At 66.0% G+C, this 14,129-nt stretch carries 16 protein-coding genes and 1 pseudogene; 6 read left to right on the top strand and 11 right to left on the bottom strand.

What is annotated here, in order from left to right; all coding sequences use genetic code 11:
• The first annotated feature begins 221 nt into the window (after positions 1-221).
• Positions 222-830 carry a DUF1080 domain-containing protein gene (locus GEV05_21745; protein ID MPZ45960.1) on the top strand — a complete coding sequence of 203 codons (609 nt, stop codon included), beginning with the start codon at positions 222-224 and terminating at the stop codon, positions 828-830.
• Positions 831-945: 115 nt separating this feature from the next.
• Here the strand turns inward: GEV05_21745 and GEV05_21740 are convergent, their stop codons facing one another.
• Entirely contained in the window at positions 946-2,094 is a 1,149-nt protein-coding gene (locus GEV05_21740) for an alcohol dehydrogenase catalytic domain-containing protein (protein MPZ45959.1), read from the bottom strand.
• A 263-nt stretch (positions 2,095-2,357) separates the two neighbouring features.
• Between GEV05_21740 and dinB the strand changes: the two genes are divergently transcribed.
• Complete coding sequence (dinB, locus tag GEV05_21735; protein MPZ45958.1) at positions 2,358-3,410, top strand: DNA polymerase IV; 1,053 nt, start codon at positions 2,358-2,360, stop codon at positions 3,408-3,410.
• A 51-nt stretch (positions 3,411-3,461) separates the two neighbouring features.
• Here the strand turns inward: dinB and GEV05_21730 are convergent, their stop codons facing one another.
• The 3 genes and pseudogenes from GEV05_21730 to GEV05_21720 all read right to left on the bottom strand — a co-directional run bounded on the left by GEV05_21730 (position 3,462) and on the right by GEV05_21720 (position 5,953).
• Entirely contained in the window at positions 3,462-5,120 is a 1,659-nt protein-coding gene (locus GEV05_21730; GenBank protein MPZ45957.1) for a glutamine--tRNA ligase/YqeY domain fusion protein, read from the bottom strand.
• Positions 5,066-5,368 (bottom strand): annotated as a pseudogene (locus tag GEV05_21725) (glutamine--tRNA ligase). The gene GEV05_21730 and the pseudogene GEV05_21725 overlap by 55 nt, the downstream one beginning before the upstream one ends.
• A gap of 96 nt (positions 5,369-5,464) precedes the next feature.
• Complete coding sequence (locus GEV05_21720; protein MPZ45956.1) at positions 5,465-5,953, bottom strand: DUF456 family protein; 489 nt, start codon at positions 5,951-5,953, stop codon at positions 5,465-5,467.
• A gap of 212 nt (positions 5,954-6,165) precedes the next feature.
• Here GEV05_21720 and GEV05_21715 point away from each other — a divergent pair, with 212 nt between their 5' ends.
• The 4 genes from GEV05_21715 to GEV05_21700 are packed head-to-tail and all read left to right on the top strand — an operon-like array spanning position 6,166 to position 9,786.
• Positions 6,166-7,137, top strand: a complete 972-nt coding sequence (locus GEV05_21715; GenBank protein MPZ45955.1) for a biotin--[acetyl-CoA-carboxylase] ligase — start codon at positions 6,166-6,168, stop codon at positions 7,135-7,137.
• Positions 7,134-7,865 carry a type III pantothenate kinase gene (locus tag GEV05_21710; protein MPZ45954.1) on the top strand — a complete coding sequence of 244 codons (732 nt, stop codon included), beginning with the start codon at positions 7,134-7,136 and terminating at the stop codon, positions 7,863-7,865. Before GEV05_21715 ends, GEV05_21710 begins: the two co-directional genes overlap by 4 nt.
• A complete protein-coding gene (locus GEV05_21705; protein ID MPZ45953.1) occupies positions 7,762-8,571 on the top strand; it encodes a hypothetical protein in 810 nt (269 codons plus the stop codon). Before GEV05_21710 ends, GEV05_21705 begins: the two co-directional genes overlap by 104 nt.
• A gap of 45 nt (positions 8,572-8,616) precedes the next feature.
• Positions 8,617-9,786: an acyl-CoA dehydrogenase gene (locus GEV05_21700; protein ID MPZ45952.1), complete on the top strand. Its 1,170-nt coding sequence runs from the start codon at positions 8,617-8,619 to the stop codon at positions 9,784-9,786.
• Between the two features lie 44 nt (positions 9,787-9,830).
• Here the strand turns inward: GEV05_21700 and rfaE2 are convergent, their stop codons facing one another.
• The 7 genes from rfaE2 to GEV05_21665 form a co-directional block, all read right to left on the bottom strand.
• A complete protein-coding gene (gene rfaE2 / locus GEV05_21695) occupies positions 9,831-10,325 on the bottom strand; it encodes a D-glycero-beta-D-manno-heptose 1-phosphate adenylyltransferase (GenBank protein ID MPZ45951.1) in 495 nt (164 codons plus the stop codon).
• Between the two features lie 28 nt (positions 10,326-10,353).
• On the bottom strand, positions 10,354-10,920 hold the full coding sequence (locus GEV05_21690) for a BON domain-containing protein (protein MPZ45950.1): 567 nt from the start codon (positions 10,918-10,920) through the stop codon (positions 10,354-10,356).
• A 1-nt stretch (position 10,921) separates the two neighbouring features.
• A complete protein-coding gene (locus GEV05_21685; GenBank protein MPZ45949.1) occupies positions 10,922-11,512 on the bottom strand; it encodes a phosphoheptose isomerase in 591 nt (196 codons plus the stop codon).
• A gap of 250 nt (positions 11,513-11,762) precedes the next feature.
• On the bottom strand, positions 11,763-12,239 hold the full coding sequence (locus GEV05_21680; protein MPZ45948.1) for an RES domain-containing protein: 477 nt from the start codon (positions 12,237-12,239) through the stop codon (positions 11,763-11,765).
• Complete coding sequence (locus GEV05_21675) at positions 12,236-12,859, bottom strand: DUF2384 domain-containing protein (protein ID MPZ45947.1); 624 nt, start codon at positions 12,857-12,859, stop codon at positions 12,236-12,238. Before GEV05_21675 ends, GEV05_21680 begins: the two co-directional genes overlap by 4 nt.
• Before the next feature lie 113 nt (positions 12,860-12,972).
• A complete protein-coding gene (locus GEV05_21670; protein ID MPZ45946.1) occupies positions 12,973-13,674 on the bottom strand; it encodes a proline hydroxylase in 702 nt (233 codons plus the stop codon).
• A gap of 41 nt (positions 13,675-13,715) precedes the next feature.
• The coding region (locus GEV05_21665; GenBank protein ID MPZ45945.1) for a methylated-DNA--[protein]-cysteine S-methyltransferase at positions 13,716-14,129 on the bottom strand (414 nt) is incomplete at its 5' end.

Raw genomic sequence — 14,129 nt, 5'->3', positions numbered from 1 at the left:
CAAGCATACCCCTGTGGCATCGCCGCAACCCCTGTTTCGGGATGCAACCGTTGCGCGTATCTTTTTCTTGGATCGACTCGATCGGGCGCCCACAATTCGAATCGCCACACGACGTATTGGGCGTCGCTCCCGCGCAGGCGAAGCCCCGGGGAAATCGAGCAGCCCTGGATTCCCGTTGCGGAGAATGACGTTCCTCAGACAACCCGAAGGGGGAGATCGTCATGAAGCGTCTCGTTGCTGCACTGCTGTGCGTCGCGTTCACCCTCGCCGGCTGCGCCACGCCCGGGCCGGACTCGGGCTGGACCACGCTGATCGACGGCGAGAAGGGGCTGGACAACCTCAATCGAATCGGCGGTGCGAACTGGCGCGCGCAAGGCGGGGCGATAGTCGCCGACAAATCAAAGAATACGAGCCACCTGGTCTCGAAGCAGTCGTACGGCGATTTCGAGTTGTACGTCGAATTCTTTGCCGAACCCACCACCAATAGCGGTGTCTTCATCCGCGCCAGCGACCCGAAAAAGGTCGGGGCTGACAGTGCATACGAAGTGAACATCTTCGATCAGCGCCCGGGCCAGGAGTATTCGACCGGTGCGATCGTCAACTTCGCGCAAATCCCGGTGCCGGCGAAGTACAAGGCGGGCGGCAAGTGGAACACGATGGAGATCCACGCCAAAGGTTCGCAAGTCACGGTGCGGTTGAACGGTGAGGTGACCGTACACATGGTGAACGACAAGTTCAAGTCCGGGCCCTTCACGCTGCAGTTCGGCAACCGGGGCAAGGAACCTGGCGGCGCCATCAAGTGGCGCAAGGTCGCGATCCGGCCGCTGTAGTCTCCTGCCCGCCCCTGCGCCACTACGAAGCAGCGCAGGCCGACACTCGGTTCCCGGTTACGCGGGAGCGACAGGCTCCGTCATGCCCGCGCAGGCGGGCATCCAGGCCGGGTAGTCACGCCGCAGCCACATGCGGCGTGAGGATCTGCCGGATGGCCTTTACGTCCTGCAGCGTGTCGAACCCGGCATTGAGCTGGTCGAAGCCGATGTGGCCGTCGATCAGCCGGTCAACCGGCAGGCGGCCTTCCTGGTAGAGGCGGATGAAGCGCGGAATATCGCGCACCGGCACGCACGAACCCATGTAGCTGCCGCGGATCGCCTTCTCCTGCCCGACCAGGTCGCATTGATCGACACGGAAAGTGGCGCCCACGGGCGGTAATCCGGCCACCACGACCGTGCCGCCGTACTTGACGATCGCGTACGCCGTCTGCATCGCATCGATGTTGCCCACCAGCTCGAACGCATAGTCCACGCCGCCGCGCGTGAGGTCGCGTACCTGCTGCACGCAATCCGGATCGGTCGCGCATACCATGTGCGTGGCGCCGACGCTCGCTGCAACCTCGAGCTTCCATGCGGCGGGATCGATCGCGACGATCGTTTCCGCACCTGCGAGCCGGGCGCCGAGGACGCCGCTCAGACCCACGCCGCCCAAGCCGAGGACGGCGACCGTATCGCCTGGACGGATGCGCGCGGTATTGATCACCGCCCCGACGCCGGTCATCACCGCGCAGCCGAACAACGCCGCGTCCGCGAGCGGCATCGCTTTGTCGATCACCACCACGCTGCCGCGATCCACCACCGCGTATTCGGCCATGCAGGAAAGCCCGGAATGATGGGCGATGCGCTCGCCGTTCACGGCGCTGATGCGGCTTCCGCCCGCCATCAGCCCACCGGCCGCTTTTGCGGCGGCGGCACGTTCGCACACCTGCGGGCGGCCTTCGACGCAGCGCGGGCAGCGCCCGCACGAAGCCGAGAACTGGAATACCACGTGGTCTCCGGGGCGCACGTCGTCGACGGCCGAGCCCACCTCGACGACTTCGCCCGAGCCTTCGTGGCCCAGCACCATCGGCACGGGACGCGGACGATCGCCGTTGATCACGGACAGATCCGAATGGCACAAGCCTGCGCCGGCGATCCTGACCAGCAGCTCGACCGGCTTCGGGGGAGCGAGCTCGATCTCCTCGATCGACAGAGGGCGCGAGCGCGCATAGGGCCGTGGCGCGCCGATGGTTCGAAGGACCGCGGCTTTGCAGCGAATCGTCATGAGCATTCTCCGAAAGAACCATACCACCCGGCGCTTCGTGTTGACGCTCCCCTCCTCGCGGAGGAGGGGCGGGACGCGTCAGTGGCGCGGACGGGGTGGTTTGCTGCTACAACCTAAACCACCACCCCGTCGGCTGCGCCGACACCCCTCCTCCTGAGAGGAGGGGAAAAAGGCGCCACCATCAGCTTGCGCTATCGTACGACATTTCGTTTGCCGTCGGCCCCGTGAACACACCCTCCGCACGCCGAATCCTGCACCTCGACATGGACGCCTTCTTCGCGGCGGTGGAGCTGCTGCGCCGGCCCGATCTGCGCGGGAAACCCGTCATCATCGGCGGCCGGGGCGATCCCAGCCGGCGCGGGGTCGTGGCTACTGCGACCTACGAGGCGCGCAAGTTCGGCGTGCACTCCGGCATGCCGTTTCGCACCGCGCAGCGGCTTTGTCCCGATGCGGTCTATCTGCCGACCGACTTCGCCGAGTATGCACGCTGGTCGCAGGTATTCAAGGCGGCGATGCAGGACGTCTCGCCGCTGTTCGAGGACCGGGGGATCGACGAGGCCTATCTCGACATCAGCGCGAATGGTGAGCCGAGCGACGCGCTCGGGCGGCAGCTCAAGGCGCGGATTCTTGCCGACACCGCCATGACCTGCTCGATCGGCATCGCCCCCAACAAGCTGCTGGCGAAGATCGCGTCCGACCTGGACAAGCCCGACGGTCTCACCATCCTGAGCCCCGAGGACATCGAGCCACGCATCTGGCCGCTGCCTGCGCGCAAGATTCCCGGTATCGGTGCCAAGGCGGAGCAGAAGCTCGACGCGCTCGGCATTCAATCCATCGGCGAGCTTGCCGCTGCGCCGCTGGTGCGGCTCGCACGCCACTTCGGCAATGCGATGGCCGCGTTCATGCACGCAGCAGCGCACGGGCAGCACGACACGCCGGTCGTCACCGTGCGCGAGCCCAAGTCGCGCAGCCGGGAAACGACCTTCCAGGAAGACGTGGCCGATCCGCGCGTGATCGAGCAGACCCTGGCGGCGTTGAGCGCGCAGGTGGCCGAGGACCTTCGCCGGCGCGGCTATGCTGGCCGCACGGTCGGCATCAAGCTGCGCTTCGCGGACTTCCGCACGCTCACGCGCGATCGCACCCTGGCCGAGCCGACCGACGATGCCCGCGTCATCACGGAAGCCGCGCGCGAGTGCTTGCGGCGGGTGAAGCTCGATCGGCGGGTGCGGCTGCTCGGTGTCCGGGTCACCGAGCTTGCGCCAGTGACCGGAGCCGCGGCGCGCTCGGATCTGTACGACGGCGTCGCAGCGCAGTAACGCGCTGTGGCATTGCGGCAGGTCTGAGCCTGCCGGCATCGCGCTCGAGCGCTATCCCTTCCACGAATCCTTCAAGCTGACCGCGCGGTTGAATACCGGGGCACCGGGGCGCGATTCGACCCGGTCGGTGACGAAATAGCCGTGGCGCTCGAACTGAAAGCGCGCTTCCGGTTCGGCTTCGCGCAGCGCCGGCTCGAGCTGGGCCGCGACGACTTGCTTCGAATCGGGATTGAGGTCCGCGATGAAATCGCGCTCGGTGCCCGGATGCGGTACCTTGAACAACCGGTCGTACAGCCGCACCGACGCCTCGTAGGCGTGACGCGCGCTGACCCAATGAAGGTTGCCCTTCACCTTGTAGGCATCCGAGCCCGGTGTGCCCGATTTCGAGTCCGGGAAGTACGTGCAGCGCACCGCCGTTACGGTTCCCGCGCTGTCCTTGTCGCAGCCAGTGCATTCGACCACGAAGCCGTAACGCAAGCGGACACGATTTCCGGGATAGAGACGGAAGTAACCCTTCGGCGGGCTTTCGCTGAAGTCCTCGCGCTCGATCCACAGCTCGCGCGTGAACGGCAGCTCGCGCTTGCCCCAGTCCGGCCGTTGCGGGTGGTTCGGCGCTGCGCACGCCTCCTCGGCGCCTTCAGGATAGTTTTCGATCACGAGCTTCACCGGATCGAGCACCGCGATGCGACGCGGCGCCGTTTCGTTCATGTGTTCGCGCATGCACTCCTCGAGGACGGCGTAGTCGATCCACGAATCGGCCTTGGAGACGCCGATGCGCTCGGCGAACAGGCGAAAGCCCTCCGGGGTGAAGCCGCGCCGGCGCGCGCCGACCAGCGTCGGCATGCGCGGGTCGTCCCAGCCGTCGACGAAGCCCTCGTCGACCAGCTGGATCAGGCGCCGCTTCGACAGCACGACGTAGGTGAGGTTGAGCCGCGCGAACTCGTACTGGTGCGGCAACGGCCGCGCGAGCAAGCCGAGCTCCGCCAGCTTCTGCACGATCCAGTCGTACAGCGCGCGGTTGTTCTCGAATTCGAGCGTGCAGATCGAGTGCGTGATGTTCTCGAGCGCATCCGAGATGCAGTGCGCATAGTCGTACAGCGGATAGACGCACCAGCGGTTGCCGGTGCGGTGGTGCTGCGCATGGCGGATGCGGAAGATGGCCGGATCGCGCAGCACGATGTTGGGCGCGGCCATGTCGATCTTGAGCCGTAAAACGTGCGCACCGTCGGGGAATTCGCCCGCCGCCATGCGCCGGAACAGCGCCAGGTTCTCGTCCGGCGTGCGATCGTGGTAGGGGCTCGCGCGCCCCGGCTCGGTCAGCGTGCCGCGGTTGGCGCGCATCTCCTCCGCGCTCTGGCTGTCGACATAAGCGAGGCCGTGGGTGATGAACGCTTCGGCGAGCTCGTACAGCGTCTGGAAATAATCCGAGGCGAAGTAAAGGTGCTCGCCCCAGTCGAACCCGAGCCAGTGCACCGCGTCGATGATCGAGTCGACGTACTCCTGCTCTTCCTTGGCCGGGTTGGTGTCGTCGAAGCGCAGATGGCACGTGCCGCCGTAGTCGCGGGCGAGGCCGAAGTTGAGGCAGATCGCTTTCGAGTGCCCCAGGTGCAGGTAGCCGTTCGGTTCCGGCGGAAAGCGCGTGCGCACCGGCCAGCGAAGCGCAGATGGCACGTGCCGCCGTAGTCGCGGGCGAGGCCGAAGTTGAGGCAGATCGCTTTCGAGTGTCCCAGGTGCAGGTAGCCGTTCGGTTCCGGCGGAAAGCGCGTGCGCACCGGCCAGGGATCAGGTGGTGCACCCGCCTGCACGGCCGCCGGCCCGGGCGTACCGCTCCACTTGCGCCCGGCGTTGCGGCCGCTGCGCAAATCGTCCTCGACGATCGCGCGCAGGAAGTTCGACACAGCGGGTTCGTTCGCGGCTGCTGCCTTGGCTTGGGCCCCGCGGGATGGTTTGGTGCTCATGCGCGAATCCTGTTCTGGTCCGCTCGGATGCGGCCGAGCGGGCGCAGCCATTCTACCAAGCCGGCTTCGGCGCTCCGCCGCGCCCGCTTCGCGGCGCTACAGGAGGTAGGCGAGCACGAAGATGCCGATCATCATGAAGACGACCGCGAGTTTGACCACGACCGCGAATACCAGGGCGACCCAGGTGGCAACTGCGACGCGCCCTGCGGAGAAAAGTCCGCGCCGCGCGCTCAGTTCCCCGATCAACGCACCGGCGAAGGGACCGACGAGGAGCCCGGCGAAGCCGAAGAACATGCCCAGTATCGTCCCGAGCGCGGAGCCGACGATGCCGGCGCGCGTAGCGCCGACCCGCTTGGCGCCGAGCATGGTGGCCGCAATGTCGGCGATCACGGTGACCAACGTCAATGCGCCGAGGACGGCGAGGGTCACATAGCCGACTTCGCGAAAATCGTCGATCCAGGCGGCGAGCAGCAGGCCGCCGAAAACCAGCGGCGCACCGGGCAGCGCCGGCAACACGGTGCCGCCGATTCCGACGCCGATCAACACGCATGCTGCCAGCCACAACCACAGATCGGGTGAGCCCATGACGGTTCATTTCCTGCTGCGAGACGATGGAGCCTTCGCGGCCATTGTACCTGCCCGCCGTGTACGGCCCGTGAGCATCATCGCGCGCATGCCTGCCCTGTTGCCGCACGCAAGAAGCCGAGTGAGCGGGATTGCACTGTGGCCTCACGTACGAACCTGACTGAACGCTGATTGCTTTACTTGTGCCCGAGACGTGCCTATGCTCGCTCCGCGTGCACACGCTGATCGTCGCCGCGCTCAAGCGGCTCAGTCCTCGCGGCTACCAGCCGGCCACTGCGCTTGCAGCTTCGCTCGCAGCTTCGCCCGAAGCGGTCGCGGAAGCCTTGCGGCAGGCGATGGCGGCCGGCGCGCCGATACAATACGACGCGCACCGCGGTTATCGGCTCACAGAGGCGCTCGATTGGCTGGATGCCGCACGCATCGCGCCTGCGATTGGGCGTACGGGCATGGCGGTGACCGTCGTCGATTGTTGCGGTTCGACCAACGCCGATCTGATGCGAGCAGCGCGCAGCGATGCGCCGCATGGCCAGGTGCTCGTCGCCGAACTACAGACCGAAGGCCGTGGCCGGCAGGGCCGGCACTGGCATTCCGGAATTTGCACCGCGCTCACCTTCTCGCTGCTTTGGCGCTTCCACGTCCGACCCGTATCGGCCCTGAGTGGATTGAGCCTCGCCGCAGGCGTCGCGATCGCGCGGGCGCTACGGCGGCACGAAGTGGCGGCCGAGCTCAAATGGCCGAACGATCTGCTGTGGCGGGAACGCAAGCTGGGTGGCATCCTGGTCGAAGCGCATGGCGATGCCGCGGGACCGTGCGTGGCCGTGATCGGCATCGGCGTGAATGTGCGCTTGTGCAGCGAGGAGCGTGCGCGGATCGACCAAGCGGTGTGCGACGTATGCGAAGCCGGCGGTCCCGTATGGTCGCGCAACGATTGGCTCGCCGCGATGCTGCTGGAGTTGTCCGACGTGCTCGGCAGTTTTGCCCGGGAAGGCTTCGCGACCTCGCGTGCCGAGTGGGACCGTTATCATGCGCATGCGGGCCGGCGCGTCGAGCTGGCGCTCCCGAACGGTGAACGCTTGCTCGGGATCGCCTCCGGCGTGGATGCGAGCGGCCGCTTGCTGCTCGCCACCGTCCACGGCACGCACGCGGTAATGACGGGCGACGTATCGTTGCGAGCGAGCGCATGATCCTGACGCTGGATGCCGGCAACACGCGAATCAAGTGGGGACTGCGTCGCGACGGCGCCTGGGAGAGCGTGGGCGCGCTGCCCGTTGCCGAAGTCGGAACCCTGGCCGAGGCACTCGGTTGCTCGCATCGGCCCGAGCGCATCCTCGTCGCCAACGTTGCCGGTGCCGCGGTGCAGGCGGCCATCGAGCGTGCGTCGGCGCAGTTCGGCTGCCTGCCCGAATTCATCCAGGCGTGCGCGCAACAATGCGGCGTGCGCTCGAGCTACGACGATCCCACACAGCTCGGTGCCGACCGCTGGGCTGCGCTCATTGCCGTGCGCCGCCTCTTCGGCGGCCCCTGCCTGGCGGTCAATGCCGGTACGGCGCTTACGATCGATGCGTTGAGCGACGAAGGCGTCTTTCTCGGCGGTATCATCGCGCCGGGAATCGAATTGATGCGCCGCGCGCTGGACGCGTATACCGCAGGACTTCGCATGCAACCCGGAGAAGTGCGGTTCTTTCCGGCCAATACGGGCGATGCCATCATGAGCGGCGCGGCGCATGCGGCTGCGGGTGCGATCGAGCGCATGACGAGCTTCATGCAGGCTAGCGGGCAGAGCCCGGTGCGCGTCGTTCTGGGCGGAGGTGCGGCGCCCGTGCTGCGCCCGCTGCTCGCCACGCTCGACACCGTGGAGGTGGATCATCTCGTGCTGGAGGGTCTTGCCGCGATCGCTGAGGAGGGTGGCTAGAGTGCCGTGGGTCGTGTTCGTTCTGCTGATCGCGAATATCGCCGTGGGCGGATACTTCCTGGCTGAAAAGACGCCGAGCGGCGAAGCCGAAGTCCGCGGACGGGAAGTGGACGCCGACAAGGTGAAGGTGTTGCCGCCCGCGGCGGCTGAAGCCGCTACGTCTCCGCCCGTCGAGCCTGCCGCGACGCCCGCCGAGAAGGCCGCCGAGAAGGCGGTGGAGAATCCTGCGCCGAAGCCGGTCACTGCCGCATGTCTCGAATGGGGTACGTTCGGCGCCGCTGAGCTGGAACGCGCGCAGGCCGAGATTGCCGCACTCGGCGCGACACGAACGATTGTGCGCGAGCTCGGTCCCGCCCTCGCTTGGTGGGTGCATGTCCCGCCGCTGCGTTCACGAGAAGAAGCCGAGCGGCGTGCGCAAGCGATCGAAGCAGCCGGGGTGAAGGACGTTCAGATCGTGACCGACGGTGAACGCTGGCGCAACGCGATTTCACTAGGCATCTTCAAGACCCAGGAAGCGGCAAGCGCGCAGCTCGTGCGCATGAAGGCGGGGGGCGTGCGCAACGTCGCGATCGCCCAGCGTAACGACCTCCTGCGCCTCACCTCGCTTTTCATCGTCGAGCCGACCGCGGCGTTGGCCGCGCGCATGGCGGAACTGCGATTCGGTTTCCCGGGCACCGAGCTGCGCGCCGCGGCCTGCCCGCCGTGATATCGATATAGCGCCGGTTCGAACGCGCAGGAAGGATTCGCAATGATCGATTTCTCGCCCACGCCACAGCAGGCCGCCTTGCGCGCCAAAGTCGAGGCCTTCATACGCGGTCGAATCGTTCCGCTGGAGGCCGACCCGCGCCAGGGCCCCCATGGCCCGCAAGACGATTTCCGCCGCGAGCTGAACGCGCTTGCCCACGCCGAAGCGCTTCTTGCCCCCCACGTCGGCCGGGAATGGGGAGGGCTCGGACTCGACCACGTGAGCTGCGCGATCGTGTTCGAGGCTGCCGGCTACTCCCCGATCGGACCGATCGCGATGAACTGCTCGGCGCCGGACGAGGGCAACATGCACATGCTGGAGCTGATCGCGAGCGGCGAGCAGAAGGAGCGCTTCCTGCGCCCGCTCGCGGCCGGCGAGACGCGCTCGTGCTTCGCGATGACCGAGCCGGCGCCGGGCGCAGGCGCCGATCCCAGCCTGCTCCTGACCGAGGCACGCCGCGACGGCGACCACTACCTCGTGAACGGCCGCAAATGGCTGATCACTGGCGCCCAGGGGGCGGCCTTCGTCATCATCATGGCCCGCGCCGAGGAAGGCGCGACCATGCTGCTCTCCCACATGAACGCGCCCGGCATCGTGATCGAACGCATCCTCGATACGATCGACCAGGGATTCGCCGGGGGCCACGCGGTGCTGCGCTTCGACGATCTGCGGGTCCCGGTCGAAAACGTGCTCGGTGCGCCGGGCGAGGGATTCAAGTACGCCCAGGTGCGTCTGGCGCCGGCCCGGCTCACGCACTGCATGCGCTGGCTGGGGGCCGCGAGCCGCGCCCACGACATCGCGCGCGACTACGCCGCGAAACGGCGCGCGTTCGGCAAGACGCTCGGCGAGCACGAAGGGGTGGGCTTCATGCTGGCGGACAACGAGATCGATTTGCATCAATCGCGTCTGGCGATCTGGCACTGCGCGTGGCTGCTCGACCAGGGCCGCTCCGCCGGCTCGGCATCGAGCATGGCGAAAGTGATCTGCTCGGAAGCACTGTATCGCGTCGCCGATCGCTGCGTTCAGATCCTGGGCGGCATGGGCGTCACGCACGACACGGTGGTCGAGCGCATCTTTCGCGAGCTGCGCGCGTTTCGCATCTACGACGGACCTTCGGAAGTGCATCGCTGGGCGCTCGCGCGGCGGGCTTTGCGCGCCGGTCCGAAAGGCGACTGAACGCATGGCGCTGCGGCGGGTCGGTTGCGGCCGCGCCGGCGCGGTCAGCCAGCGGTCTTGCGGATGCGCTCGATCAGGCCGGTGGTCGAGCGATCGTGGCGGAACGGCAACGAAACGACCCGCCCACCCCGCAGCCGCACCTCGGCGGCGCCGACGATCCGCTCCTGCGGCCAGTCGCCGCCCTTGACCAGAACGTCCGGGCGAAGCTGCACGATCAGATCGATCGGCGTATCGGCATCGAACCAGGTCACGAGATCGACCGCGGCGAGCGCGGCGATCACGGCGGCGCGATCCTCCAGACGGTTGATCGGGCGCTCGTCGCCTTTGCCCAGGCGCCTGACCGACGCGTCGGTGTTCAGTGCCACGATCAGGCTTGCGCCGAGCGCGCGTGTCTGCGCAAGATAGGTGACATGGCCGCGGTGCAGGAGATCGAAGCAGCCGTTGGTGAAAACGAGCGGCCGCGGCAGAGCGGCGGCACGAGCCGCAACCGATTCCGGCGCGCACAGTTTGGCTTCGAACGAGGGATCGGGCGCGTCCATTACGCGGCAAGCGCCGAGGCGCTGCGTCCTAATTGACGTATTCGAACACCGTCACGACCTTCTTCACGCCCTCGGTCGTGCGCGTCAGTTGGGAGGCATCCTTGGCTTCCTGCTGGCGCACCAGGCCGAGCAGGTAAACCACGCTGTTTTCGGTGACGACCTTGACGTGCAAGGGATTGAAGCGCTGCGCGTCGACGAAACGCGCCTTCACCTTCGAGGTGATGTAGGAGTCGTTGGCGCGGTTGGACAATGTGGTCGGTATGCCGACGGTCAGCTCGTTGGTGACGCTGCGCACGTTAGCCACCGAGTGGGCGATGCGCTCGATACCGCGCTTCACCTCCTCGGTCGGCACCTCGCCGGTCAGGAGCACCATGCGGTTGTAGCTGGTGACGTTGAGGTGCACGCGATCCTTGTACTTTTCCGAGACCTGGTTGCCGGTCTTGAACTCGATACTCTGATCTTCGGTGATCGTGCCGAGTGTGCGCCGGTCCTCGGCAGCCATCACGCCGGCGCCCGCACCGGTCACCATGACGGCGGCACAGCCGGACAACAGCGCAGAGAGGAGCAGCAACGCGATCAGGGCGACACGAGGCATATCAGCGGACTCCGAGTAACAGGCAATCGATGCCATCGCACAGGCAGTGCAGGGTTAGAAGGTGTACTTCCTGGATGCGTGCCGTCACCATCGACGGCACGCAGATGTGGATATCGCCCCGGGCCAGCTCGGAGAGCATGGCACCACCGCCGCGTCCGGTGAGCGCCACCACGGTCATTTGCGCTTCGTGCGCGGCGTGAAGCGCTGCGATCACGTTGCGTGAATTGCCGCTGGTCGAAATGGCGAGCAGCACGTCGCCGGGATGGCCGAGCGCGCGCACCTGGCGCGAGAACACCTGCTCGTAGTCGTAATCGTTGGCGATCGAGGTCAGCGTCGAGGTGTCGGTGGTGAGCGCAATCGCGGCCAGCCCGGGCCGCTCGGCTTCGAAACGGTTCAGCAGCTCGGAGGAAAAGTGCTGCGCATCCGCGGCCGAGCCGCCGTTGCCGCAGGAAAGGATCTTGCCGTCGTCGCGCAGGCAGGCGACCATGCGTTCGATCGCATCCGCGATCGGCCCCGCAAGCTCCTCCATGGCGCTGAGCTTCAGATTGGCGCTGTCGCGAAAATTCCCGGTGATGCGTTCGGCGAGGTCCATCGAGCGGCCGGTGATCGAGGCGGTGCAAGCATAGTCGCTAAGCCAGCAGCAGGGCAAGTTCTCGCGCTTCGTGTACGACGTCACCGGGCATCTGGAGCGGGTGGACGATCCGGCGCAAGGCGCACCGGCCAACGATTCGCGCTCGATCCGCTCCGATGCGCAGGGGCTGATCGTGATCCGCGACGAGCTGGCCCAGGACGCCTACAAGGACGGGCAGACGCTGTCGATCCCGGATCGGTGCAACAAGAGATCAAGGGCGGCGAAACAGCCTGTTGTATTCGAAAGGCCGGACAACCTTTGCCGTGATCCTGGACGCTGCGCTGTGCCTGGGGTTGATCAGGGAGGCCCATTCCTCCGGAACGATGACCGAGGGCACCATCAAGACCGGCGACCTCAGCGAGGCCAACCAGTCCGATCCGATCTTGACGCTGGCGTGACCGGCTGGAATGGCAGCCCATGTGACCGGCAATTTCGAGACGCCCAACTCTTCGCGCTGTGCCCATATGTCGTTGGGCACGTCGATCTCGACCAAGTACCGATTCAAAGGCAATCCGGCGTCATCGACGTGTGTGGCAGTCTCGAGTACGGCGATCGCGATCGTCGGCGCGCTGTAGACGACCGGTTCCTTGTCACCGTTCCATCGCCCTGGGTTCTTGGCGGCACCGCCGCCGCTAAGGTCATCGGCTCTATACTCGCGTGTCTCTGCGGCAATTCGCCACAGCTTCACTGATAGGCTCCGCTTTCGATAGAGCCCAATAATCGGCCGACGACTTCGATACCGGTGGGCGTGTCGAGCAAGTCCGCGGGCTTGCGACCACCGAGAGACGGCTGAGGGCGCTCGATCCACAGCCCCAGCCACTTGGCTGCGTCAAAGTCCCTGGCTTCCGGCGCCGTGCTGTTGGCGACGATCTCCTGGGCGATCCCAAGCAGCTTTACCATGCCGATCGCGGCCTGGCCTCCGCTGCCCGCAACCATCTCGCCGGCCGCCGCCTTTTTCTCCGCAGTGGCTTTCGGGATCCCGAGAATGGAGAAAATTCTCGATGAAGGAATGCCCATGCGCTTGGAGAGATCCTTGATGAAGGCCCCGACAACGCCGGCTCTCTCGATCTCGACGACTTGCATCGGGGTGGCGTTGACAACTTGGCGCACGTAGTCGTCAACGCCTTTGCTCGAATGATAGGCAATTGCGACCCGGTGCTTGCCTTCACCAGCGCTCGCACGCACGGACTTGACGGAGATCGTTCCGCGCGGGGCAGGATCTTTTGGACGCGCGCTCCAAGCGAGACTCTTCCTTCCGCGGCGTCGGGGCTTTCCTAAGGCAACCGACTTGTCAGCAGCCTGCGACATGGTTTTGTCCTGTGTCGTCTATAACGATGCTAATTATAGACTCATAATGGACAAGTGAAAAATTAGATGGTCCCATCCGCAATGGGACTGCCGCTCAGGGGGTTGGTGGGGTCTTACGCGGCGTCGTGGAAGATGATGCCGAGGGTGCGGCGATGGCCGGTGGTAATGCGGCTGACGCCGTGCCGCATGTTGACGCGGTAATAGCCGCGCGTTCCCTCCACCGGGCGGTGATGTACGGCGAAGACCACTGCATCGCCCTTGCCGAGCGGTACGACTTGCGGCCGCGACTGCATGCGGGGACGTTGCTCGGTCAGCACGAACTCGCCGCCAGTGAAATCTTTACCCGGCTCCGATAGCAGTATCGCGAGCTGCAGTGGAAACACATGCTCACCGTAAAGGTCCTGGTGCAGGCAGTTGTAGTCGCCCGCGCCGTAGTCGAGCATCAGCGGCGTCGGCCGCGTCTGCCCTGCACCGTGGCAGCGCTGGATGAATTCGGCATGCGAATGCGGATACTGCACCTCGATACGCATCGCCTCATTCCACCGATTGGCGATCGGCGCCAGTTTCGCCCACGCGTGCGTTCGCAACTCGGCCACGAGCGGCGGAAGCGGATAACTGAAGTACTTGTACTCGCCCTTGCCGAATCCATGGCGGGACATTACGACTTTGCTGCGAAAAAGCTGCTCGTCTCCATAGAGTGCTGCAACCTGATCGCACTCGTCATCATTCATAAGGCCCCGAATGATGCTCGAACCGTCCGCGTCGAGGTCAACACCGATTCGATCCCGGTCCTGGCTGCCGATGCGGATGTCCATGCCCGGCAGCGGCCGAAGTTCTTCAACCGTCGCGACTCGGCTCATCGCGCAGCCTCACGCTGCAGCAGCTCGCGCTTACGTTCGACCCCCCAGCGATATCCCGATAACCCGCCGTCGTTTCTCACAACGCGGTGACAGGGGATGGCAACGGCAAGCCTGTTCGATGCGCAGGCTTGGGCGACGGCGCGTGCCGCACCGGGCGTGCCGATACGCTGTGCGATCTCGGAGTAGCTCGCCGTGGTGCCAAAGGGGATTTTTCGCAGCGCCTCCCAGACGCGCTGCTGGAACGCAGTACCGCGAACGTCCAGCGGCAGGTCGAGACCGATGCGTGGTGACTCGACGAAACCGACTACCTTGGCGATGAACTGCTCGAACTCCCTGTCTCCGCCGATCAGGTTCGCTTTCGGAAACTGGTCCTGCAGTTCGCGCGCCACCATCTCCGGATCGTCGCCTAG

The sequence above is a fragment of the Betaproteobacteria bacterium genome (assembly GCA_009377585.1).
In the GTDB taxonomy this organism is placed as follows: domain Bacteria; phylum Pseudomonadota; class Gammaproteobacteria; order Burkholderiales; family WYBJ01; genus WYBJ01.
The sequence above is the reverse complement of the archived record's forward strand: the minus strand, read 5'-3'. Positions and strand labels throughout refer to the sequence as shown.

What these genes read in the sequence shown, in the direction of transcription:
- GEV05_21745 (MPZ45960.1), top strand. Translation starts at nt 222, where the DNA reads ATGAAGCGTCTCGTTGCTGCACTGCTGTGCGTCGCGTTCACCCTCGCC.
- GEV05_21740 (MPZ45959.1), bottom strand. Translation starts at nt 2,094, where the DNA reads ATGACGATTCGCTGCAAAGCCGCGGTCCTTCGAACCATCGGCGCGCCA.
- dinB (MPZ45958.1), top strand. Translation starts at nt 2,358, where the DNA reads ATGGACGCCTTCTTCGCGGCGGTGGAGCTGCTGCGCCGGCCCGATCTG.
- GEV05_21720 (MPZ45956.1), bottom strand. Translation starts at nt 5,953, where the DNA reads ATGGGCTCACCCGATCTGTGGTTGTGGCTGGCAGCATGCGTGTTGATC.
- GEV05_21710 (MPZ45954.1), top strand. Translation starts at nt 7,134, where the DNA reads ATGATCCTGACGCTGGATGCCGGCAACACGCGAATCAAGTGGGGACTG.
- rfaE2 (MPZ45951.1), bottom strand. Translation starts at nt 10,325, where the DNA reads ATGGACGCGCCCGATCCCTCGTTCGAAGCCAAACTGTGCGCGCCGGAA.
- GEV05_21690 (MPZ45950.1), bottom strand. Translation starts at nt 10,920, where the DNA reads ATGCCTCGTGTCGCCCTGATCGCGTTGCTGCTCCTCTCTGCGCTGTTG.
- GEV05_21685 (MPZ45949.1), bottom strand. Translation starts at nt 11,512, where the DNA reads ATGGACCTCGCCGAACGCATCACCGGGAATTTTCGCGACAGCGCCAAT.
- GEV05_21675 (MPZ45947.1), bottom strand. Translation starts at nt 12,859, where the DNA reads ATGTCGCAGGCTGCTGACAAGTCGGTTGCCTTAGGAAAGCCCCGACGC.
- GEV05_21670 (MPZ45946.1), bottom strand. Translation starts at nt 13,674, where the DNA reads ATGGACATCCGCATCGGCAGCCAGGACCGGGATCGAATCGGTGTTGAC.